We start from the raw sequence: 19025 nt of genomic DNA, 5'->3' as shown, positions 1-19025 counted from the left end.
TCTTATCCATTGACCAGCCGATAGGTATCGGCGCCGCTCTTGTGGTGCTGCCGCTCGACCTGGACCGTCGAACCGATCATGTGCGGGGCCTCGATCTCGCCATCGACAAATATCAGTTCGGCGGTGTCTTCGAGGCGGACTTCATATCTATAGTGAAACCCTTGGCCGACGGCGGTCTTTGGATTGACGGGCATCGTCGTGACATAATAGACGCTGCCCTTCACCGATTGCGTGCCGACTACGGGGTCCGGTTGCCTCATTACAACAGTGACCAGCGGCCCAAGCACAAGAGCGCAAAACATAGCCACGCCAACAACGATGTCGCGATACTCCTCCTTGATCATAAGCAAGCGGTTCCTGAAAGAAAGTCCTGTCGCCCCATGCCTTATAAATAAGCAGGGTACGAAACTCCCTTCAATAGGATCTTTCCGGAATATTCAGAGTACTTTCCATATCGGCATCGGCCATGCTAGCCGAAGCCCGCTATTCACAAACCAAACGGAATGTATCCGTGCCATTCTCATGATGCTGCCGCTCAATCCGCATCGGATGGCGATGCTTCAATCGGCAAACCGGTAGAAAACGAAGCCGTTGTCACGCGTAACGCGCTCGATGTCGACATGTGACCCGATAAGGTGAGGGCGGTCGTCCTCGATGAGAACTGATGAATCGCTGTCAAGAGATAGGGTATAGATGGTAGGGTTTATGTCCCAATGGACACTTTTGATCGTTGCGCCGACCGCATCAACCGAACGGATCGGGGTCGCGTCATTCGCCCACTTATTCTGGGCCAATATGACCATTATCGCGAATAAACCGCCGAAGAGGACTGCGCCAGGCGCGTTCCTCTTCAAACCCTCATAAGTCGCCGATACGGCCATCAATCCCCGCTTCGAATACAAGTGGTGGCGGGAGAACAGACTTTCAACATCGTGTTCCGGGCGACGCAGTCTTGCGCGTCGCCCGGAACATGGTCGCGACCTTTACTTCGACCGCGAGAACGCCAGCCACAGACCGCCGCCAACCATGAAGCCGCCGCTGATCCTGGACAGAAGCTTGACGCGGCTGGCCGAGAGCATGCGACCGGCGCGGCCAGCAGCCAATGCGTAGGTCGAGTCGGACATGGCGGCGAAGATCATGGCAGTGAGACCCATGATAACGATCTGCAGCGAATAATTGCCCTGCGGCGCGATGAACTGCGGAAAGAAGGCGCCGAAGAAGATCAGGGTCTTGGGATTGCTCAGCGCCACCAGCAGGCCCTGCAGGAAGAAGCCGCCACGCGGCTTTCTCGCCGTTCCGTCCGCGTTCAGCTTGCCCTTGGAGCGGAACATCTGCACGCCCATCCAGATCAGATAGGCGGCGCCGATCAGCCGCACCCATTCGAACCAGTGGCCCATGCCCGAGATCAGCGTGTTGAGGCCAACGCCGACGATGGCGATCATGACGGCAAGGCCGGCCTGCGTCCCGGCGACGTTGGCAAGGCCGGCGCGTGAGCCGTGACGAATGCTGTTGGCGATGATCAGCGTGACGGTGGGGCCAGGGACCAGGATGATGACGATGCAAGCAAGAACATAGGCGGCGTAGAGTTCCAGCGACATGATTATCCCTCGCAACGCCGCTATCGCGGCCGTCAAGCGCCAATCAATGCATGGCGGCGAGGACGACGCAAGCCGGTGCGCGGCGCGCCTGGCTCAGGCGCCGGCCGGCCAGGGCATTATCGCCTCATAAGCGGCCGCGGCCTTCAGCACCGCGAGGTCGCCGCGCGGCCGGCCAATCAACTGCATGCCCATTGGCCGGCCGCCGTCGTCGAAGCCGACCGGCACGTTGACCGCCGGGCAGCCGCCCAGTGTGGCGAAGGCGGAAACCTGCATCCAGCGATGATAGCTGTCCATGGCCTGCCCCGCGACCTCGCGGGGCCAATGGGTGCCGACATCGAAGGGAAAGACCTGCGCGGTCGGCAGCGCGACGAGATCGAAGCGGTCGAAGATCGACAGCAGCGTCCTATGCCAGGAGGTGCGCACGACCGAGGCCGCGCGAACCTGCGGCGCCGTCAGCCGCATGGCGTTTTCCACTTCCCAGATGGCCTCTGGCTTCAGCAGGGCGCGTTTGGAAGGGTCGTCATAGTGGATTTTCAGAGCGCAGCCGCTGCTGGCCTGGCGCAATGTCACGAAGGCCTGCCACAGCGCCTCGAAATCGAAATCCAGCAGCAGCGGTTCCGCCGGAAGGGAGGCATCCGCGAACCGGTTGAGCGCGGCCTCACACAGGTCGAGGATGCCGGCTTCGATCGGCAGGTGGCCGCCGAGATCGCCCAGCCAGGCGATGCGGCCACCGCCCGACGGGGTTGCGAGCCCTTCGAGGAAGGAGCCTTGCTTTTCGTAGGACAGAGGCGCGTGCGGGTGATAGCCCGCCTGCTCGTCGAGCAGCAGCGCCATATCGGCGACGTTGCGGCCCATCGGCCCCTCGACGCCCATCTGCGCGTGAAAGACCTCCAAGTCGGGGCCACCGGGCACCAGCCCCTGCGATGGCCGAAAGCCGTAGACGTTGTTCCAGGCCGCCGGGTTGCGCAGCGAGCCGCCGAAATCGCTGCCGTCGGCGACGGGCACCATGTCCAGGGCCAACGCCACGGCCGCGCCGCCGCTTGACCCGCCGGCGGTGAGCGAGGGATCAAAAGCGTTCAGCGTCGGCCCGAAAACGTTGTTGTAGGTGTTGGAGCCGAGACCGAATTCGGGAACGTTCGTCTTGCCGATGATGATGGCGCCGGCGTTGCGGATGCGCTCGACGAAGAAATCGTCTTCTTGCGGCACGAAATCGGCGAAGATCGGCGAGCCGAACGTTGTCCTGAGGCCGGTTGTGGAGGCGAGATCCTTGATGGCGATTGGAAGGCCAAAGAGGGAGCCGGTTCCATCCGTCCGCCCGACATCGGCGGCGTCGGCCTCGCGCAGGATGTCGGCACGGTCGCGCAGCGAGACGATGGCGTTGACCAGCGGGTTGACCGCATCGATGCGGTCGAGGAATGCCGTCACCACCTCGCGCACGGAGAGCTTCCTGCGGCGGATCGCGCCGGCAAGTTCGACAGCCGACAGGCGGCAGATGTCGCGGGCCGCGGGTACGGCATGTCTGGTGCGGGGGCGCATCATTCTCAACGGGTTTCCTGCAAGGCCTTGTCGACATCGCGGGCCAGCGGGATCGCCGGCTGGGCACCAGGTTTGAGACACGCCAGGGAGCCGGCGGCGCCGGCACGCGCAAGTGCCTGTTCGAGCGTCAGTCCAGACGACAGGCCAGCGGCGAAATAGCCGCAGAAGGTGTCACCGGCGCCGACCGTGTCGACCGGCGTGACCTTCAAGGCGGGAACGGTCAGGAGATCGCTTGGCGTCGCCGCCATCATGCCGTCGCCGCCAAGCGTGACGACGATGGTGCGTCCGGTTTTCCCCGCGAAATCGCGCATGCGTGCAGGCCGGTCGCGGCCGCTTAGCGCAAGCGCCTCGCCATAGAGGTCGAACTCGGTTTCATTGGCGACGACGTAATCAGCCTTGCCGAGAAAGCCGGCCGCTTCGGCGTGGAACGGGGCCGCATTGAGCACGGTGATGGCACCAGCCGCCCTGGCCTGGTCGAGGGCCGCCTCGACCGTGGCGAGTGGAATTTCATGCTGTAGCAGAACGACATCGCCCTTTTTCAGAAAAGCCTTGGAGAGGTCGCCAGGCACCACGGAAGCATTTGCGCCGGCAACCACGGCGATGATGTTCTCGCCGTCGTCGGCAACCATGATCAGTGCCGTGCCGGTCGAGGCAAAGGTTTCTCCCACACCCGAGAGGTCGACCTTGGCATCGCGCAGCAAGGCCAGTGCTTCGGATGCGAAATTATCCTTGCCGACGGCGCCGACCATGCGCACCGGGGCACCGGCGCGCGCGGCGGCGAGCGCCTGGTTGGCGCCCTTGCCGCCGGGCGCCGTCGTGAAACCGGAGCCGCTCACCGTTTCACCGGGGCTCGGCAAGCGGTCGACGTTGGCGATAAGGTCGAGGTTGATCGAGCCGACAACGACTATCAAGAAAGCGCCTCCTGCTGAATGCATGGGAAGCTACCCTGCCAAGCCGTTCGATGCCAGACCACGCGAATGGTCCAGTGCGATTTGCCGCGTCACTCACACAGCACTGTGACCATGCCCTGATAGCTGCCGGCGGGGAAGATGCCGCTCGACTTGGTGGCGGTGAGGTCGACCTGGACGGTATGGGTGCCGTTGACGAGCTTCTGCGTCGTGCTTCCCGGGGTGCTGACGCCGGAGTCGAGACGATACGTCGTGGCGAAGGTGACATTGGTGCCGCCGCTGCTCGGCGAAGACGTGAATGCGGCGGGTGCTGGCGCGGATACCGAATAGCAGTCCAGCAAGTTGAGCAGGGAGCACAGCAGCGAACTCGCGGTAATGGTGGCTTCGGCGCTTTGACCGCCCGCCTGCGTGGATCCCAATATGCCTATCGTGGGGCTGGTGGTCATCGTTCCCGATGCCCCAACCATGATTGTACAGGTGCCGACGATCGCCGCCCGCGCCGGAAGGCAGAAACCGGCGAATGCGGACATCGCAAGCAGTGCCCGGCTATTTCTTCTTCTTTTTCTTGCCATCGCTGCTTCCGGTCCTGATGCTCCAGCCTTGATTGGCCCATCCCGGTGATACGGCCGCGGGAGCGGGAGCGCTGGCGGTCACGCTCGCGGTCTGGCCGTCGCCGCCGACGCCCATCTTGAGCAGTTTCAGTTCCAGTTGCAGGCGCTCGACCTCAAGCTCGTAGAGGCGGCTGCAATCGACGCGCTTCGGCGTACGTCCGATCGGGATCACCACGCGGCCATAGGTGGCAACGCCATTGTTCGTCTGGTTATTGCCCCTGATAACGCCAAGGTCGACATAGGCGCCGCTGCCTGAAACCGCCGAGCGGCAGGTCGTGCCGTCGGCAGCATGCACCTCGTCCTGGCTCTGGGGCAAGGTCACGCCGGGCAGATTGAAGCCGTTCTCATTTTTTGGTTGAGATTGTAAATCTGTTCCTGAGCCGCGGTAGGGGCCGTGCTCGCCGCGGCAATCGCAAGCGCGACTGTCAGGACTTGCGATGCCCAAAGAACTTTCCGCATATCTGTGCCTTTATCTGCGTCTGTTGATTGGGGAACGGGATGCTTTCGGTGCAGATACGCACTTTGCGCCCGTCAGCACCGCCGAAGGGCACGACCACAAGGACAGGACGGGAAGCCTGCGAGCCCAATTGGAAGACGCTGGGAGAGATTTTGGCGTCCACCGGCTGAAAATCCTGATCGTAGACGTGGATTTCGACCCTGATCTTCTGGTCGTAGGGATTGGCTGGGAACACGCGGACCGCGAAGGCATCGGTGAAACTGTTGACCTCGCCCCGCATCGGCGACATCGACTGGGCGCCGGCGGCAATGGGCATCAGTCCGATGGCCGCCGCCATCGCCAGGTTGAGAGCATGTTTCAAGGATCCCTCCTTCGTGGCGGCCTATTCGCAGCGCAATGTTACCGTTGCCTGATAGTTTCCGGTGGCGAAGCGGTTGCTGCCGCCCTTGGTGCCGGCGAGATGGACCGAGACAAGGTCGGCGCCGGGGACAGTCAAGGCAGTGGAGGCCCCCGTTTCCGCGATCGTGTGGGTGCCGCTGGCCGAATAGGTCGGTGTCCAGGTGGTGGCCGTGCTGTCGGCGGCGGGCACGGTGGTGAGGGTCACCGGATCGACGCTGAGCGAGACACCTCCGGTGGTGGTGAGCGTGGCCGTTCCAGCCGAGCCGCCGCTGTTGTGCGAGCTCAGCGACTGGAGGTCTGGGCTTGCCGTCATCGTGCCGTTGGTGGCGACAACAAGCGTGCAGGTCGCGGTGACCGTGCCGTTGAAAATGACATTCTGCGTTGTGGCCATCGCGGCGTCGTCCAGGCACGCGACCAGCAAGGCTGCACCAAAAGCGGTGCGGAACAACGGCATCGAGACCCTCCTATTAAGTCGGAATACCCGAATTAATAAGGATCATCATCGCTTTATCATAGTTAATTTAGCGTAAACTTAAATAAAGCGTCGAAACAAAAGCCATGAATAAACCGATGGTTGTCGTTGGTTGTATCCGGAAATTCCGAATAATTTCCGAATAATACTTTGCACCATGAATATTCATATATTCTTTGGAGGCGAGACTAAAAAATCGACGTTTCAGGACGAAATCTGCCCCGCCTCCCAGCCCAGGATGGCGCGCTTGCGGGTCAGGCCCCAATGATAGCCGGTGAGGTCGCCTGATTTGCCGATGGCGCGGTGGCAAGGCACCACGAAAGAAAGCGGGTTGGCGCCGTTGGCGGCGCCAACCGCCCGGCTGGCGTTTGGGGCGCCGATACTGGCGGCGATCGAGGAATAGGTGCGGGCCTTGCCCATAGGGATCTTCAGCAAGGCTTCCCAGACGCGGACCTGGAAGTCGGTGCCGATCATCACAACGTGCAGCGGCTGGTCGGCGCGCCACAGCGTCGGCTCGAAGATGCGCGCCGCATAGGGGCCTGTTGCTTCCCTGTCCTCGGCAAAGAGGGCGTTGGGCCAACGGCCGGACATGTCGGCGAAGGCGGTGCGCTCTTCGCCGGCGTCGCAGAAAGCGAGGCCGGCAAGTCCGCGGTCGGTGGCCATGATCAAGGCGGTGCCGAACGGGGAGGGGTGGTAGCCGTAGCGGATTGTGAGACCGGCGCCCCGCGTCTTGTAGTCGCCCGGCGACATCGCCTCATGGGTGACGAACAGGTCGTGCAGCCGGCCGGGACCGGACATGCCCAGCTCGAATGAGGTCTCGAGCAGCGGCATACCGGAATCGAGCAGCTTGCGCGCATGGTCCAGTGTCACCGCCTGCAGGAAGGCCTTGGGCGACAGGCCGGCCCAGCGGGTGAAGAGTTTTTGCAAGCCGGTGGGCGTCTCGCCGACCTCTTCGGCGAGTTCCTCCAGCGATGGCTGGTCGCGATAGTCGAGGCTGATCTTCTCGATGGCGCGGCGCACGATTTCGTAGTCGCTGCCCTCGGGCGTGATGTCCTTCTTGAGGACTGCCGTGTGTGTGCTCATCGACCTGTCTCCTTGGCTGGAATATCGCCCCTTGGGGTGCCGATCGCCACCCGAAACTTGCCTTCCTGCCGCGCATGCCCAAATTGACGGGGATGCGAGCCTGGGAGCCGACGATGGCTGGCGAAAAAGTACATCTGACAGGGGCAAAAGAAACCTTGCTCATGACCCTCTACGGCAAGGCGCTGGAGAGCCGGTTGCCCCATTCGCTGCTCGAGGATCATTTCGCCGACGCGGCACTGGGCAATATCGACTATGATTTCTCCAGGCTCAAGGTCGACGAAAATCTCGGCATCGGCCTGGCGATCCGGGCCAAGACATTGGACGTCCGTGTCGAGGATTTCCTGGCCAGAAATCCCGATGCCATCGTGCTGCACCTGGGTTGCGGGCTCGATACACGCATCTTCCGGGTCGATCCGCCGCCAGGGGTGGACTGGTTCGACATCGACTATCCCGAAGTCATCGAACTCAGGCGCAAGCTCTACCCGTCCCGCGACCACTACCACCTCATCGCTTCGTCGGTGACCGAGCCCGGGTGGTTGGCTGACGTGCCCCGCAACCGCCTGGCCATCGTGGTGGCGGAGGGATTGACGCCTTATCTCCCCGCGGACGATGGGCTACGCCTGCTCTCATGGCTAGTCTCGCATCTTGCCGGCGGTGAACTGATCTTCGACGCCTATAGCCGTTTCGGCCTGACGCTGCTTCGCCTCAATCCAACCATCAGGGCGACGGGCGCCGAGGTCCACTGGGCGATCGACGATCCGCACGAGTTGGAACTGGCGGTTCCGAAGCTGCGGTTCATCGAGGACATCCCGGCCTACAAGCCTGAGCACGCTGCCCGCATGGGCTGGTCCGCCAAGCTGTTCGTCCGGCTTTGGAAGCACGTCCCGGCGCTGCGCAAGATCGGCAGGCTGCTGCGCTATCGCTTCTAAAGCCCGTCGTTTGCGGCAATTCCGGGCGAAAGCCGCTTCGCATTTTTCCTGGAGTTGCTTCTAGAGCATGATGCCGAAAAGTGTGAAGCGGTTTTCGGATGACATCATGCTCTATCTCTTTGATTTAGAGACGGATTCAGATTTCAGGTCGACTCGACCTGAAATCATCCGGCTCTAGCGCGCCTTGGCCGTCGCCAGCGCGCGCGCGAAGGCGGTGGCAAAGCTCTCGCGGGAATCGGGGTCGAGGAAGCCGCCGATCGGCACGTTCTGGCCCTGTGCTTCCACGGTCATTCCGGTGATGCCGATCTCGGCGTGCCGGGCGACCGAAAACCGTGCCCAGAACGGATTGAAGCGATGCGCTTCCGACTTTCCCGAGGGCGCCGTCTTGCGAATGTCGAGGCTGGTGCGCGAGACCGACACTTCCTCTCGGGCGCGAGCGGCCCGGTAATTGACGCGGAAGGCGATATAGACGGCAACCACGTCGAGGCCGAAGAAGCCGAACACCGGCCAGGCGCCGTGCGACAGGAAAAACGCACCTGTCACCAGCCAGCCGAACAGCAGCGCGCCCATCAGGACGAAGAAGCCTGTCCTGCCGAGCGACCGGTGCGGTGTCAGCAGCGCATGAAAGAATGGCTCGTCGGCCTGGAACGAGGCGTTTGTGTCGTTCATGACAGGATATTATAGGAGAGAAATGGCGAGCCCCAAGTCCAAAGATTCTTCCATGCCCGAAAAAGAGCCGACGACGCGACGGCGCGACGGCGCCAATGCCAGGCCGCGTCCACGGCCCACACGGCGGACCTCGCGCTACAGCCCGGCCGAAGTGCACGAAATATTCCGGCGCTTTTCGGTCCAGCGGCCGGAGCCGAAGGGCGAGCTCGAACATGTCAACGCCTTCACGCTGCTGGTGGCGGTGGTGCTGTCGGCGCAAGCGACCGATGCCGGTGTCAACAAGGCGACGCGGGCTTTGTTCAAGGCCGCCGATACGCCGCAAAAGATGCTGGCGCTGGGTGAGGCCAAGGTTGGCGACCATGTCAGGACCATCGGTCTCTGGCGCAACAAGGCCAAGAACGTCATCGCGCTATCGGAGGCGTTGATCCGCGACCATGGCGGCGAGGTGCCCGACGACCGCGATGAGCTGGTCAAGCTGCCCGGTGTCGGACGCAAGACCGCCAATGTCGTGCTCAACATGGCCTTCGGTCAGCATACGATGGCGGTCGACACGCATATTTTCCGCATCGGCAACCGGCTTGGCCTGGCACCGGGCAAGACACCGGAGCAGGTCGAGCAGGGATTGCTGAAGATCATTCCGGACGAGTATATGCGCCACGCGCACCACTGGCTGATCCTGCACGGCCGCTATGTCTGCAAGGCACGCAAGCCGGACTGCCCGGCCTGCGTCATCGCCGATATCTGCAAGGCGGAGGTGAAGACGACCAGCATTCCGGCACCCCTGGTGCCGATCGCTCCGCTGCAAACGGCTGCTGCCGAAGATCAGGCGCCGTAGCCGCGCGCCATCGCCGCGGCGAAGACCGGGATCAGCAGGAAGATGGCTGCTTCGGCGCGGATGTAGGCCTTCACCGAGGCCAGTTCGGCCGCCGGAATGGCGAAGGCGGGATTAGTGCCGGCCTGCCTGTTCCAGGAGATGAAACGGACGGTCGGTATGATCGACAGCAGGCCGACAATGCCGAACGCCGCCATCTTGGCCCAGAACACCCAATTGAAGACGTAGAACTCCCAGCCCTTGAGCCCCCAGAAGACACGGCCGATGCCGACGATTATGATGAGCGCGGCGATGATGCCGTAGTGGCGGTCGATGCCGGCGAGCCGCTTGAGCGTCGTGGCCGGCAGGTCGCCACGGATCAGCACGAACTCGGCGCCGATGATCCCGGCCAGCGAGAACACCAGCAGATGGTGGATGATGGCGAGCACGAGGTCGGTGGTGTCCATGCGGGTTTCCTTGGATCGGCTGCAGCGGCCGGCGCCAGGCAGATTGGGACGTACTGAATCAGCCTGCGTCGAAAATAACACCGCCGCGCGAAAATCCCATAGCGCGGCCGGGATACAGTGAAGGCTGCCGGATGTCGCGCCTTCGTCCTGGATGACGGTCCCGGGCTTCCCTGGCTCTTGCACCATGCCCACGATTTGCTAACCGCAGGCCGTAACGCGAGGCAAATCCAATGAACACGACGCAAGCGACCATCGCTCCGGCCATAGAGACGCCGCGAACCATCCTGCGGGCACACCGGCTCGGCGACTTCGACGCCTATGCGGCGATGTGGGCCGATCCGGCCGTCATCCGCTTCATCGGCGGCAAACCGCGCACGCGTGAGGAAAGCTGGATGCGCTTCCTGCGTCACGCCGGCCTGTGGTCGCTGCTGGGCTACGGGTTCTGGGCGATCGAAGAGAAGGCCACCGGCCAGTTTATCGGTGAAGCCGGCTTCCACGATCTGAAGCGTGAGATGCAGCCGTCGATCGAAGGCGTTCCGGAGGCCGGATGGGCGCTGGTGCCGGCGGTGCACGGGGCAGGTCTTGCCTCCGAGGTCGTCGGTCGTGTCCTGGCATGGGGCGAAGAGGCGTTCGGGCGCGGCAGAACCGTCTGCATCATCGATCCCGAGAACACCGCCTCCTTGAAGGTCGCGACGAAATGCGGCTACCAGGAAGTGGTGCGGACCGTCTATCACGACGCTCCGACAATCCTGCTGGAGCGGCTGTCCTGAAAATCTAGCTGGCTTGGCGGCGCAGCTTCCCGGCGACATCGGCCCATGGATCCGCGATGGTCCGCGCAGCAGGCGCAATGGTTTGGCAGAGCAGCGTCGAGGCATCGAAGGGTTGCGGCCTGGCAATCCCATAGCCCTGGGCATAGTCGACCCCGATCGTCTTCAGCGCGGCGATGATGCCGTCGCTTTCGACGAACTCGGCGATGGTGCGCTTGCCCATGACCTTGCCGATGTGATGGATCATCTCGACCATGGCGCGGTCGATGCGGTCATCCAGCATGTCCTTGACGAAACCGCCGTCGATCTTGAGATAGTCGACTGGCAGGTGCTTCAGATAGGCGAAGGACGACATGCCGGAGCCGAAATCGTCTAGCGCGAAGCGGCAGCCCAACCCGCGCAGGTCGGCCATGAAGCGCATGGCATTGCTAAGATTGGCGATGGCGCTGGTTTCGGTGATCTCCAGGCAGATCATGGCCGGCGAAATGCCATGGACAAGGAACTGCTCGCGCAGGAAGCCCAGGAACGTCTCGTCGCCGAACGTCGCTCCGGAAAGGTTGATGGCGCATGTGGCAATCGGCAGCATGCGCTGATCGGCTTGCCGCGCGGCAAGGACGCGGAACGTATTGCGCACCACCCAACGGTCGATCGACGGCATCAGGCCGTAGCGCTCGGCGGCGGGGATGAAACTCTGCGGGGTGACGAAGCCGCCTTCTTCATCGCTCAGCCGCAACAGGATCTCGATATGCGCCCCAGCCTCGGCAACATCGTCGTTGAGCGGCCAGATTTCCTGGGCATGAAGCCTGAATCGGTCTTCCTCGAGTGCAGCGTGCAGGCGCTGCACCCAGGCCATCTCGCCGAAGCGTTCGCGCAAGGCCATGTCGCCGTCGCTGTGGATTTGGACCCGATTGCGGCCTTTCTCCTTGGCCATGTAGCAGGCGACATCGGCGGCACGCAGTGCCTCCTCGATCGTCACATGCGCATCGGCGATCTGCACCATGCCGACACTGACGCTGGTGTTGAAAGGCCTGCCATCCCAGGCGAAATGCAGCTCCTGCACGGCGGCGCGCAGCCTTTCGCCGATGTCGGCGGCATTGTCCGCCTCGCAATCGATCAGCAGCACGCCGAATTCGTCGCCGCCCAACCTGGCCAGCACGTCGCCGGGCCGCAATTCGTTGGCCAGCAGCGCGGAAATCTGGCGTAGCAACTGGTCGCCCGCGGCATGGCCGCACGTATCGTTGACCAGCTTGAACTGGTCGAGATCGAGATACATCAGCGCATGCTGCCGGGGCTTGTCCTGCAATTCGAGGATCGTCCGTTCCAGCCGGCTCTCGAAATCGCGCCGGTTGGCGAGCCCTGTGAGCGCATCGTGCGAAGCCTGCCATGAAAGCCGCTCGATATAGTCTTCTTCCCGGGTCATGTCGTGGAAGGCGAGCACGGCGCCGACGACTTTACCCGACACGAGCAGCGGCGCGCCGGTCAGCCCGACCGGGACAACGGAGCCATCCGGCCGCTGCAGCAATTGTGGACGGGCGCTGGAACGACGCGGCTCGCCGGCCAGGAGGCGTTCAATCAATTGAAGCTCTTCAACGCTGGTGTCCTTGTCCACCAGGCGAAACAGCGACGCCAGCGGCTTGCCTTTGGCGGTGCCGGACGGGCATGCCAGCAGTTTCTCCGCAACCGCATTCATGTAGTCCAGCCGCCCATCACGGCCGGTGCTGATGACTGCCTGGCCGATCGAAGCCAGGGTGACCTGGGCGCGCTCGCGCTCGGCATTGAGCGCCAACTGGAAGGCCTGGCGCTGCACCAGAAGCTTGCGCGTGCGCCATACCGCAAGCAATATCAACAAGGCGGCGGTGACGAGATTGGCTGATGTGAGCAGCATCTTGATGAAGCGCGACCCTTCGCCGAGGCTGTCCGAAAAGGCCTTGGAAAGCGGGCTGATCTGCTGGTCGAGCTGATGGATTTGCTTCTTCCAGACGCTGATCTCGGCCAACGATGCCGGGCGCTTGTTCAGCTCCTCATGCGTCGTGTCGCCGAGCTGCCGGATGGCGAGGATCATGGTGTCGGCGGCGGTCCAATGCCGGATGGCTGTGTCGAGATAGCTGATGCCGCGAAAATTACGGAACAGCCAGATCATCCCCGCCACGTCGTCCGGGTGGTTTCTGGCTTGCAGGAAACCGGTGCGTGCTGCTTCGATGTCGGGCTCGGATTGCTCCAGTGCCAGGCGCGCCGAGCGATCGGCCAGTGGAATGGCGATCGCCGTACGATACTCGCTGAAGAACTCCTCATTGCCGGTCTCGGCATAAAGGCTGAGGAAATAGATGGCGTGCTTTTGCCCCTTGGACCACTGGCTTTCGCCGCCGACATAGGCGCGAACGGCCGAAAGTGTATAGAGGCTAAAGCTGGCGACCAGCGCCTGAATCAGGACGACGGCAATGAATGGCCACACGAGCCGGAGAAGGCGGGGGCTCGCGTCTATCGATGACAACTTCATCGAATTCATGGACGTACCATGATCCTGTCAGCGCGTCTGTCCGGCCGTTTCATCCGCCGGTGAGACAATATTCTTCCCTCATGTCGCTCGGTTGGCGACAACGATCCGGTTATCACGAGGGGGCTTAACAGCAAATAAACAGTTCCGGTCTCTAGAAAGTCTTTCCTTGCCGGATACAGCCGAATATTACGCAGCATCAAGTCACTGCTTCAAGTTGAATCAGTTTGTATTCGAAATTTCGCGGCCTTTGTACGGAGCCGCGAGAGCCAAGGCGGGCCTCCACCGCGAGGCTTGCCTGCTTCAGCAACGGCGCCGGCATAGATGCATCGTTCTTGTCGCGGAACGCCGGCAAACGATCCGTCATGATCGATCTCAAGAAGGAGGGCAGATCTCGACCGCTTCCTCGACCTGGTCGCCAGCACGGATGCGCTGGTCGAGAATTTTCGTCCCTATAGCGGCCTGCCGACCTGGCCGTTTCCTGAAGATGAGAGCCCGGACAATTGAGGCTTACGCCTGTTCGAGTGGCGCGGGTTCGGGCAGCGCCAAGGTCCTCACCAGCGTCGAGAGGTCGGGCTCGTCGATGAGGATCGCTGCTTCGGCCGGCGTCAGCCAGGCCCGCCGCCGCCGTTTGGCTTCCTGCCACTCCGCCAGCTCTTGCGTCACTTCCAGCAGGTACACGACGACGTCGACGCGGACGAAACGGTTGACCAACCGCTTCCAATAGGAATAGGTGCCCGCCGGCTGCTTCAGCGTCTTGCCGAGCACGCCGGCTTCCTCTTGCGCTTCGATGGTGGCCGCCTTGCGCCCGCTCTTGCCTTTCATAGGCCACCCCTTGGGCACGATGAAGCGTCTCGTCGTTCTCGATGTGACCAGCATCACCTCGATATCGCCGTGTGCGTTCAGCCGAAAGGGAATCGCCGCCACCTGGCGGATCCGCTCGCCTCTCTTGGCCTGGCGTACGGCCTTTTTCTTGGTGGCTGCCATCTTGATAATCCAGTCGCTGCAATGCCCCTTAGCGTGACGCGACGCCTTTGCAAAATCCAAACTACCGCAGGGGCACATCAAGCGCCCCTATCATGTAAGTCGGCTAATTAAAAGAACCAGCCCGCCCGTCAGCGGCAGGTGCTCACGGCGGTGTTGCCGATTATCTGCGTCTGGCAGCTCGGCCTGACCTGCGGGATCACAGGCGGCGGTTGCTGGACGATGACGCGATCCTGGGCACGATACTGCTGTTGCTGCTGCTGAAATTGCTGCCGCTGAACACGGTTCTGCAAGGCCTGCAGATCGTTCTGCTGGGTGTTGTTTCCGACCGCAGGATTGAGCACCTGCGCGGAAACGGGCGACGCAAAGCTGGCGAGGGCAGCCCCGGCCAGCCCCGCCAACACCAAAATCAACGGTGAACGACGCGTATACATCCACCTAATCCTGTAAAAAAGTCACCACCCCAGATATATAGGGTGTTTGTCCGGTAATGCCATGACAGCAGCGTTGACGGCTTATACCAACCGGCCTGCTTACTGACTGCCAGCGGTCCAGGTCTCCCAACAGATGGGCGCGCTGTCCCTGCAGCAACCCTGCAGTTCGACGCGCTAGCTGCGTGTTTCCGGAAAGGAAGAGGGCTCGGTGCCGCTTTCAACTGCGACAGATCGGCAAACACCTTCCATGCGGCCACGCGGCGCTCGAAACCGGAACCGACAGCGCACTTGGCGATATTGCCAGCCTTCGCCCCTATGGAAAGGCTGGGGTGGAGTTTTCCACCAAGCAGTGGGAGATCGAAGGCCGTTCGGCGGCCGCGGAGAATCTGCCCGGCAATCCGGCATTGCCCTTGACGGAAGCGATGGATTCGCCGCTCTATCGGGTCGATGCTGGCCTCTATTCGAGTGGCGTCGGCTGTCCGTCAGGTCCAGTGGCGCCTTCGGGGAAACAGTCAAACAGAATGCAGTCAGCGCGTCTCTCAAGGTCAGTTTCTCGGCTGGCTCGAGGCGGAGCCGGGCGGGAGAGAGCTTGATGAGGAAATACGCGTATTTCGTTGCGATGCTGGGTGCTGCCTGTATCGCCGGCCTGCCGGCCGCGGCGGCGCAAACCAAGAGCGACAAGGTGGTTGCAACGCCGCCTGCCGCGGCTGTCGGGCCGCAGCTTCCCGGTGGTGCATCGGCCTTGTCCGAAACCCATGGCGACTGGACGGTCAATTGCCAGATATCGGGCACGAACAAGGTCTGTAGCCTTTCGCATCAGCAGTTCAACAAGCAGAGCAACCAGCGGCTGCTGGCGATCGAGCTGTCGAGCAAGACCGGCGAGGATGCGACGGGAACCATCGCCCTGCCGTTCGGCCTGGCGCTGGCCAAGGGTGTGGCGCTGACCATCGACGACCAGAAGCTCGACGGCAGCCTGCCGTTCAACACCTGCCAGATGGTCGGCTGCCTGGTTCCGGTGGTGTTCGATGCCAATGTCACGCCGCTGCTGAAGAACGGCACCACGCTCAAGATCGACGCGTTCGCGGCCGATACGGGGCAAGCCGTAAGCTTTTCCATTCCGCTCAATGGTTTTAGCGGTGCGCTTGCCCGTACGGCTGAGCTTCTGGCCGACTGACAGCTTGGCTCACCAAGCGACCGGAAGTTGGCGGCTTGCGCCAGAACTTGTCAGACAACGATCGTTTTCAACCGCTCGGCGATTAGGGCGGCAAGCCGCGCCGCCACCTCGTCCTTCGTCATTTCAGGCCATTCCTCGACGCCGGCCTTCGATACGATCCGCACCCGATTGCGATCGCCGCCCATCACGCCTGACGGACCGATGCCGCTTTCGTGCGACACATCGTTGGCGACGATGAGATCGGCGCCTTTCTTCCTGAGCTTGGCCTCGGCGTTGCGCATGAGATCCTGCGTCTCGGCGGCAAAGCCGACGACCAGGCCTGGCCGCTGCCTGTGGTGGCCAACACCTGCCAGGATGTCGGGGTTCTCGACCATGCGCAGCACAGGCGGGCCTTCGCCCGCAACCTTCTTGATCTTCTCACCGGCTGAATTCTCGGTGCGCCAGTCGGCAACGGCGGCGACGAACACTGCGGCGTCGGCGGGCAGAAGCTGTTCGACCGCGTCGCGCATCTCCTGCGCGCGTTCGACGTGAGTGGTCTTCACCCCGGCAGGATCGGCAATGGCGACGGGGCCGGTGACGAGGCGCACATCGGCGCCGAGCCTTGCCAATGCCGCGGCAATGGCGTGGCCCTGCTTTCCGGACGACCGGTTGGCGATATAGCGCACGGGATCGATCGGCTCGTGCGTCGGGCCTGACGTGACGACGATCTTGCGCCCCGCCAGCGGCTTGGGGCCGGCATCGAGTAGCGCCTCGACCGTAGCGACAATTGCCAGCGGTTCGGCCATGCGGCCTTCGCCGGCCTCATTGCTCTCGGCCATCTCACCCCTGGCGGGGCCGACGAAGGTGATGCCGTCCTTGCCCAAGGTCGCGCGGTTGCGGCGGGTGGCGGGGTGCGACCACATCCTGGGGTTCATCGCCGGAGCCATCAGCACGGGCTTGTCGGTGGCGATGAGCACCGTGGAGGCGAGGTCGTTAGCGTGGCCGTTGGCGAGCTTGGCCATCAGGTCAGCGGTCGCGGGCGCCACGACCAGAAGGTCCGCCTCGCGTGACAGCCTGATATGGCCGACATCATGTTCATCGTTGCGGTCGAACAGGTCGGTGAAGACATGGTCGGCGGAAAGCGCGCCGACCGATAGTGTTGTGACGAACTCTTGCGCCGCCGGCGTCATGACCACCCGCACAGACGCACCGCGCTCGCGCAGCCGGCGGATCAGGTCGAGCGCCTTGTAGGCGGCGATGCCACCGCCGATGATGAGCAGGATGCGCTTGCCGGAGAGAGTACCTCGGGCAGAAATCCTGGCTGCCGTTGCGATAGCCGGGGTCGTAGAGCCGTGTAGACTGGTCAGGTCGTGGAGGGCTCTCTCAATCTGGTCCAGGCGGCCGGTCGGCGGAGCCTGTCCGTCAACCGCAGCCCGGATCATGATCCGTGCCTGCTCTTCCATGGAACGGTCGTTTTCCGCCGCCAGTCGGCGCAGCAGATCCTTGACCTCATCGTCAAGGTTGCGAATGGTGATGCTTGCCATGTGATTGCACTCTGCTCATCCTGCCGATAGCAATGATAGCAATGCAATCATGTGGCGGCAAGCTGCGGAAAGTGCTGATCCGGCAGGACTAGATCAGCTTCCAGGCGATATAGACGAGTGTCAGCGCGATGACCCACAGCGCGACACGGCCGGATCGGCTGTAGCGCGCCTCGGCTTTGCCGATGGCGCGGGCGGTCTTCTCGTCGAAGCGCAGCCCATGCTCGGCCATCAGGTCGATCTCGCGCGACAGCCGCTCGGTGCGCGCGGCCAGCTCGGGCGCCTGGCGGGCGAGCGTCAGCAACGCCTTGGCGCCATCGCGCGCATCGATCATCATGCCACGCGGCCCCAGGTTTCCGGCGATCCAGCCGCCGACCACCGGTTCGGCCGTCTTCCACATGTTGAAGGCAGGATCGAGCGTGCGCGCCACGCCCTCGACCACCACCATGGTCTTCTGCAGCAGGATCAATTCAGGCCGCGTCGCCATGTCGAAGAGTTCGGTCACCTCGAACAGCAGCGTCAACAGCTTGGCCATCGAAATGGTTTCGGCGGGCTGGCCGTGGATCGGCTCACCGATGGCACGGATCGCCTGCGCGAAGGCAGAGACATTGTGCTGGCGCGGCACATAGCCGGCCTCGAAATGGACCTCGGCGACGCGCAGGTAGTCGCGCGTGATGAAGCCGTAGAGGATCTCGGCGAGGAAGCGGCGCTCCTTCTTGCCGAGGCGTCCGGCAATGCCAAGATCGACGGCGACGATGGTGCCGTTTGCCTCGACGAACAGGTTGCCGGGATGCATGTCGGCATGGAAGAAGCCGTCGCGCAGCGTATGGCGCAGGAAGGACTGGATGAGGTTGGCGGCGATCGCCTTCAGGTCATGGCCGGCGGCTTCGAGACCGGCGATGTTGTTCATCTTGATGCCGTCGACCCATTCCATGGTCAGCACGTCGCGGCCGGTACGCTCCCAGTCGACGGTTGGGACACGGAAGCCGGGATCATCCCTGGTGTTCTCGCCGAGCTCGGACAGTGCGGCCGCCTCCAGGCGCAGGTCCATCTCGACCTTGGTGGTCTGGGCCAGGGTCTCGGTCACCTCGACCGGTCGCAGCCGACGCGAGGAGGGGATGTATTTTTCCTGCAGGCGGGCGGCAAGAAAATAGCTTTCGAGGTCGTGGAAGAAACGGCGACGAACACCCGGCCGTATCACCTTCACCGCCACCTGGGTGGCGACGCCGTCATGCATGGTGTCGGCGGTATGCACCTGGGCGATGGAGGCCGCGGCGACCGGGTCACCGAAGCGCGCATAGAGATCGCCCACCTTGCGCCCGAGAGAGGCCTCGATGGCAGCTATCGCTTCGGCCTTGGGAAAGGTGTGCATCTTGTCTTGCAGCATGGCGAGATCGAGCGCCATGTCATTGCCGACAACATCTGGCCGCGTCGCCAGGAATTGGCCAAGCTTGACGTAAGACGGGCCGAGCCGGACCACAGCCTTGGCCAGCCGGTCGCTGCGCTCATAGGCGAGCGCGCGGCGGCGGGTGAACAGCCGCGCCAGCCGCCAGCCGAATTTGGGCAGTCCGGACAGTTCCTCGCCGGGCAAGGCAGCGACGACGCCCTCGCGCACCAGCACCCAACCGGCCCGTACGAGCCGGAATCCCGCGCTGACGGTGCTCATGGCCGCGTCCACCCCACCGGTTCATCGAACTGGCGCAAGGCACGTC

Annotated in this window: 21 protein-coding genes and 1 pseudogene; 4 read left to right on the top strand and 18 right to left on the bottom strand. The window is 62.9% G+C overall.

All coding sequences use genetic code 11. The features are described 5' to 3' along the window. Nucleotides 1-2: 2 nt before the first annotated feature. The 10 genes and pseudogenes from LB556_RS05435 to LB556_RS05390 all read right to left on the bottom strand — a co-directional run bounded on the left by LB556_RS05435 (nt 3) and on the right by LB556_RS05390 (nt 7064). Nucleotides 3-344, bottom strand: coding sequence for a hypothetical protein (locus LB556_RS05435; protein WP_224564862.1), 342 nt, complete (start codon nt 342-344; stop codon nt 3-5). A 216-nt stretch (nt 345-560) separates the two neighbouring features. After that, nucleotides 561-881: a hypothetical protein gene (locus tag LB556_RS05430; RefSeq protein WP_224564860.1), complete on the bottom strand. Its 321-nt coding sequence runs from the start codon at nt 879-881 to the stop codon at nt 561-563. 102 nt (nt 882-983) lie between these two features. Continuing rightward, on the bottom strand, nt 984-1598 hold the full coding sequence (locus LB556_RS05425) for a LysE family translocator (protein WP_224564858.1): 615 nt from the start codon (nt 1596-1598) through the stop codon (nt 984-986). 93 nt (nt 1599-1691) lie between these two features. Beyond that, nucleotides 1692-3137, bottom strand: a complete 1446-nt coding sequence (locus tag LB556_RS05420; RefSeq protein WP_224564856.1) for an amidase — start codon at nt 3135-3137, stop codon at nt 1692-1694. Between the two features lie 2 nt (nt 3138-3139). Then, entirely contained in the window at nt 3140-4045 is a 906-nt protein-coding gene (locus LB556_RS05415) for a ribokinase (RefSeq protein ID WP_224564854.1), read from the bottom strand. An 89-nt stretch (nt 4046-4134) separates the two neighbouring features. Then, entirely contained in the window at nt 4135-4572 is a 438-nt protein-coding gene (locus tag LB556_RS05410; protein ID WP_224564852.1) for a hypothetical protein, read from the bottom strand. 16 nt (nt 4573-4588) lie between these two features. Further along, nucleotides 4589-5112, bottom strand: a pseudogene (locus tag LB556_RS05405) (hypothetical protein). Next, nucleotides 5079-5471 carry a hypothetical protein gene (locus LB556_RS05400; RefSeq protein ID WP_224564848.1) on the bottom strand — a complete coding sequence of 131 codons (393 nt, stop codon included), beginning with the start codon at nt 5469-5471 and terminating at the stop codon, nt 5079-5081. Before LB556_RS05400 ends, LB556_RS05405 begins: the two are co-directional and overlap by 34 nt. A 21-nt stretch (nt 5472-5492) precedes the next feature. Beyond that, entirely contained in the window at nt 5493-5963 is a 471-nt protein-coding gene (locus LB556_RS05395; protein WP_224564846.1) for a hypothetical protein, read from the bottom strand. Nucleotides 5964-6185: 222 nt separating this feature from the next. Continuing rightward, entirely contained in the window at nt 6186-7064 is an 879-nt protein-coding gene (locus LB556_RS05390; RefSeq protein WP_224564844.1) for a methylated-DNA--[protein]-cysteine S-methyltransferase, read from the bottom strand. A gap of 113 nt (nt 7065-7177) precedes the next feature. Between LB556_RS05390 and LB556_RS05385 the strand changes: the two genes are divergently transcribed. Continuing rightward, entirely contained in the window at nt 7178-7993 is an 816-nt protein-coding gene (locus LB556_RS05385) for a class I SAM-dependent methyltransferase (RefSeq protein WP_224564842.1), read from the top strand. A 174-nt stretch (nt 7994-8167) separates the two neighbouring features. Here LB556_RS05385 and LB556_RS05380 read toward each other — a convergent pair whose 3' ends face one another. Next, complete coding sequence (locus LB556_RS05380; protein WP_224564841.1) at nt 8168-8662, bottom strand: DUF2244 domain-containing protein; 495 nt, start codon at nt 8660-8662, stop codon at nt 8168-8170. 22 nt (nt 8663-8684) lie between these two features. Here LB556_RS05380 and nth point away from each other — a divergent pair, with 22 nt between their 5' ends. Then, nucleotides 8685-9497 carry an endonuclease III gene (gene nth, locus LB556_RS05375; protein WP_224564840.1) on the top strand — a complete coding sequence of 271 codons (813 nt, stop codon included), beginning with the start codon at nt 8685-8687 and terminating at the stop codon, nt 9495-9497. Here nth and LB556_RS05370 read toward each other — a convergent pair. Beyond that, the gene (locus LB556_RS05370; protein ID WP_224564839.1) at nt 9485-9940 is read right to left on the bottom strand and encodes a DUF2214 family protein; all 456 of its coding nucleotides are present in this window, start codon (nt 9938-9940) and stop codon (nt 9485-9487) included. The two genes, nth and LB556_RS05370, sit on opposite strands and share 13 nt — an antisense overlap. Nucleotides 9941-10170: 230 nt before the next feature. Here LB556_RS05370 and LB556_RS05365 point away from each other — a divergent pair, with 230 nt between their 5' ends. Beyond that, nucleotides 10171-10710: a GNAT family N-acetyltransferase gene (locus LB556_RS05365; protein WP_224564837.1), complete on the top strand. Its 540-nt coding sequence runs from the start codon at nt 10171-10173 to the stop codon at nt 10708-10710. Nucleotides 10711-10714: 4 nt separating this feature from the next. On the opposite strand, the gene LB556_RS05360 is transcribed toward LB556_RS05365, so the two are convergent. The 4 genes from LB556_RS05360 to LB556_RS05345 all read right to left on the bottom strand — a co-directional run bounded on the left by LB556_RS05360 (nt 10715) and on the right by LB556_RS05345 (nt 14619). Further along, entirely contained in the window at nt 10715-13204 is a 2490-nt protein-coding gene (locus tag LB556_RS05360; protein ID WP_411908569.1) for an EAL domain-containing protein, read from the bottom strand. A 196-nt stretch (nt 13205-13400) separates the two neighbouring features. Then, the gene (locus LB556_RS05355; protein ID WP_224564833.1) at nt 13401-13568 is read right to left on the bottom strand and encodes a hypothetical protein; all 168 of its coding nucleotides are present in this window, start codon (nt 13566-13568) and stop codon (nt 13401-13403) included. A 143-nt stretch (nt 13569-13711) separates the two neighbouring features. After that, complete coding sequence (locus LB556_RS05350) at nt 13712-14188, bottom strand: NUDIX hydrolase (protein WP_224564831.1); 477 nt, start codon at nt 14186-14188, stop codon at nt 13712-13714. Between the two features lie 128 nt (nt 14189-14316). Continuing rightward, nucleotides 14317-14619, bottom strand: a complete 303-nt coding sequence (locus tag LB556_RS05345; protein ID WP_224564829.1) for a hypothetical protein — start codon at nt 14617-14619, stop codon at nt 14317-14319. 592 nt (nt 14620-15211) lie between these two features. Here LB556_RS05345 and LB556_RS05340 point away from each other — a divergent pair. Then, nucleotides 15212-15793, top strand: a complete 582-nt coding sequence (locus LB556_RS05340; RefSeq protein WP_224564827.1) for an invasion associated locus B family protein — start codon at nt 15212-15214, stop codon at nt 15791-15793. A gap of 50 nt (nt 15794-15843) precedes the next feature. Here LB556_RS05340 and coaBC read toward each other — a convergent pair whose 3' ends face one another. Then, nucleotides 15844-17316, bottom strand: coding sequence for a bifunctional phosphopantothenoylcysteine decarboxylase/phosphopantothenate--cysteine ligase CoaBC (gene coaBC / locus LB556_RS05335; protein WP_224564825.1), 1473 nt, complete (start codon nt 17314-17316; stop codon nt 15844-15846). 88 nt (nt 17317-17404) lie between these two features. Beyond that, entirely contained in the window at nt 17405-18979 is a 1575-nt protein-coding gene (ubiB, locus tag LB556_RS05330) for a 2-polyprenylphenol 6-hydroxylase (RefSeq protein ID WP_224564823.1), read from the bottom strand. Between the last annotated feature and the right edge of the window lie 46 nt (nt 18980-19025).

Source organism: Mesorhizobium sp. ES1-4, from assembly GCF_020164745.1.
In the GTDB taxonomy this organism is placed as follows: Bacteria; Pseudomonadota; Alphaproteobacteria; order Rhizobiales; family Rhizobiaceae; genus Mesorhizobium.
Note: the sequence above shows the minus strand (reverse complement) of the source record. Positions and strands in the feature narration are given on the sequence as shown.

Excerpts from the sequence above, each read along its gene's own strand:
- LB556_RS05435 (WP_224564862.1), bottom strand. The coding sequence starts at position 344 with ATGATCAAGGAGGAGTATCGCGACATCGTTGTTGGCGTGGCTATGTTT.
- LB556_RS05430 (WP_224564860.1), bottom strand. The coding sequence starts at position 881 with ATGGCCGTATCGGCGACTTATGAGGGTTTGAAGAGGAACGCGCCTGGC.
- LB556_RS05425 (WP_224564858.1), bottom strand. The coding sequence starts at position 1,598 with ATGTCGCTGGAACTCTACGCCGCCTATGTTCTTGCTTGCATCGTCATC.
- LB556_RS05420 (WP_224564856.1), bottom strand. The coding sequence starts at position 3,137 with ATGATGCGCCCCCGCACCAGACATGCCGTACCCGCGGCCCGCGACATC.
- LB556_RS05410 (WP_224564852.1), bottom strand. The coding sequence starts at position 4,572 with ATGTCCGCATTCGCCGGTTTCTGCCTTCCGGCGCGGGCGGCGATCGTC.
- LB556_RS05395 (WP_224564846.1), bottom strand. The coding sequence starts at position 5,963 with ATGCCGTTGTTCCGCACCGCTTTTGGTGCAGCCTTGCTGGTCGCGTGC.
- LB556_RS05390 (WP_224564844.1), bottom strand. The coding sequence starts at position 7,064 with ATGAGCACACACACGGCAGTCCTCAAGAAGGACATCACGCCCGAGGGC.
- LB556_RS05385 (WP_224564842.1), top strand. The coding sequence starts at position 7,178 with ATGGCTGGCGAAAAAGTACATCTGACAGGGGCAAAAGAAACCTTGCTC.
- LB556_RS05380 (WP_224564841.1), bottom strand. The coding sequence starts at position 8,662 with ATGAACGACACAAACGCCTCGTTCCAGGCCGACGAGCCATTCTTTCAT.
- nth (WP_224564840.1), top strand. The coding sequence starts at position 8,685 with ATGGCGAGCCCCAAGTCCAAAGATTCTTCCATGCCCGAAAAAGAGCCG.
- LB556_RS05370 (WP_224564839.1), bottom strand. The coding sequence starts at position 9,940 with ATGGACACCACCGACCTCGTGCTCGCCATCATCCACCATCTGCTGGTG.
- LB556_RS05365 (WP_224564837.1), top strand. The coding sequence starts at position 10,171 with ATGAACACGACGCAAGCGACCATCGCTCCGGCCATAGAGACGCCGCGA.
- LB556_RS05360 (WP_411908569.1), bottom strand. The coding sequence starts at position 13,204 with ATGAAGTTGTCATCGATAGACGCGAGCCCCCGCCTTCTCCGGCTCGTG.
- LB556_RS05355 (WP_224564833.1), bottom strand. The coding sequence starts at position 13,568 with ATGACGGATCGTTTGCCGGCGTTCCGCGACAAGAACGATGCATCTATG.
- LB556_RS05350 (WP_224564831.1), bottom strand. The coding sequence starts at position 14,188 with ATGGCAGCCACCAAGAAAAAGGCCGTACGCCAGGCCAAGAGAGGCGAG.
- LB556_RS05345 (WP_224564829.1), bottom strand. The coding sequence starts at position 14,619 with ATGTATACGCGTCGTTCACCGTTGATTTTGGTGTTGGCGGGGCTGGCC.
- LB556_RS05340 (WP_224564827.1), top strand. The coding sequence starts at position 15,212 with ATGAGGAAATACGCGTATTTCGTTGCGATGCTGGGTGCTGCCTGTATC.
- coaBC (WP_224564825.1), bottom strand. The coding sequence starts at position 17,316 with ATGGCAAGCATCACCATTCGCAACCTTGACGATGAGGTCAAGGATCTG.
- ubiB (WP_224564823.1), bottom strand. The coding sequence starts at position 18,979 with ATGAGCACCGTCAGCGCGGGATTCCGGCTCGTACGGGCCGGTTGGGTG.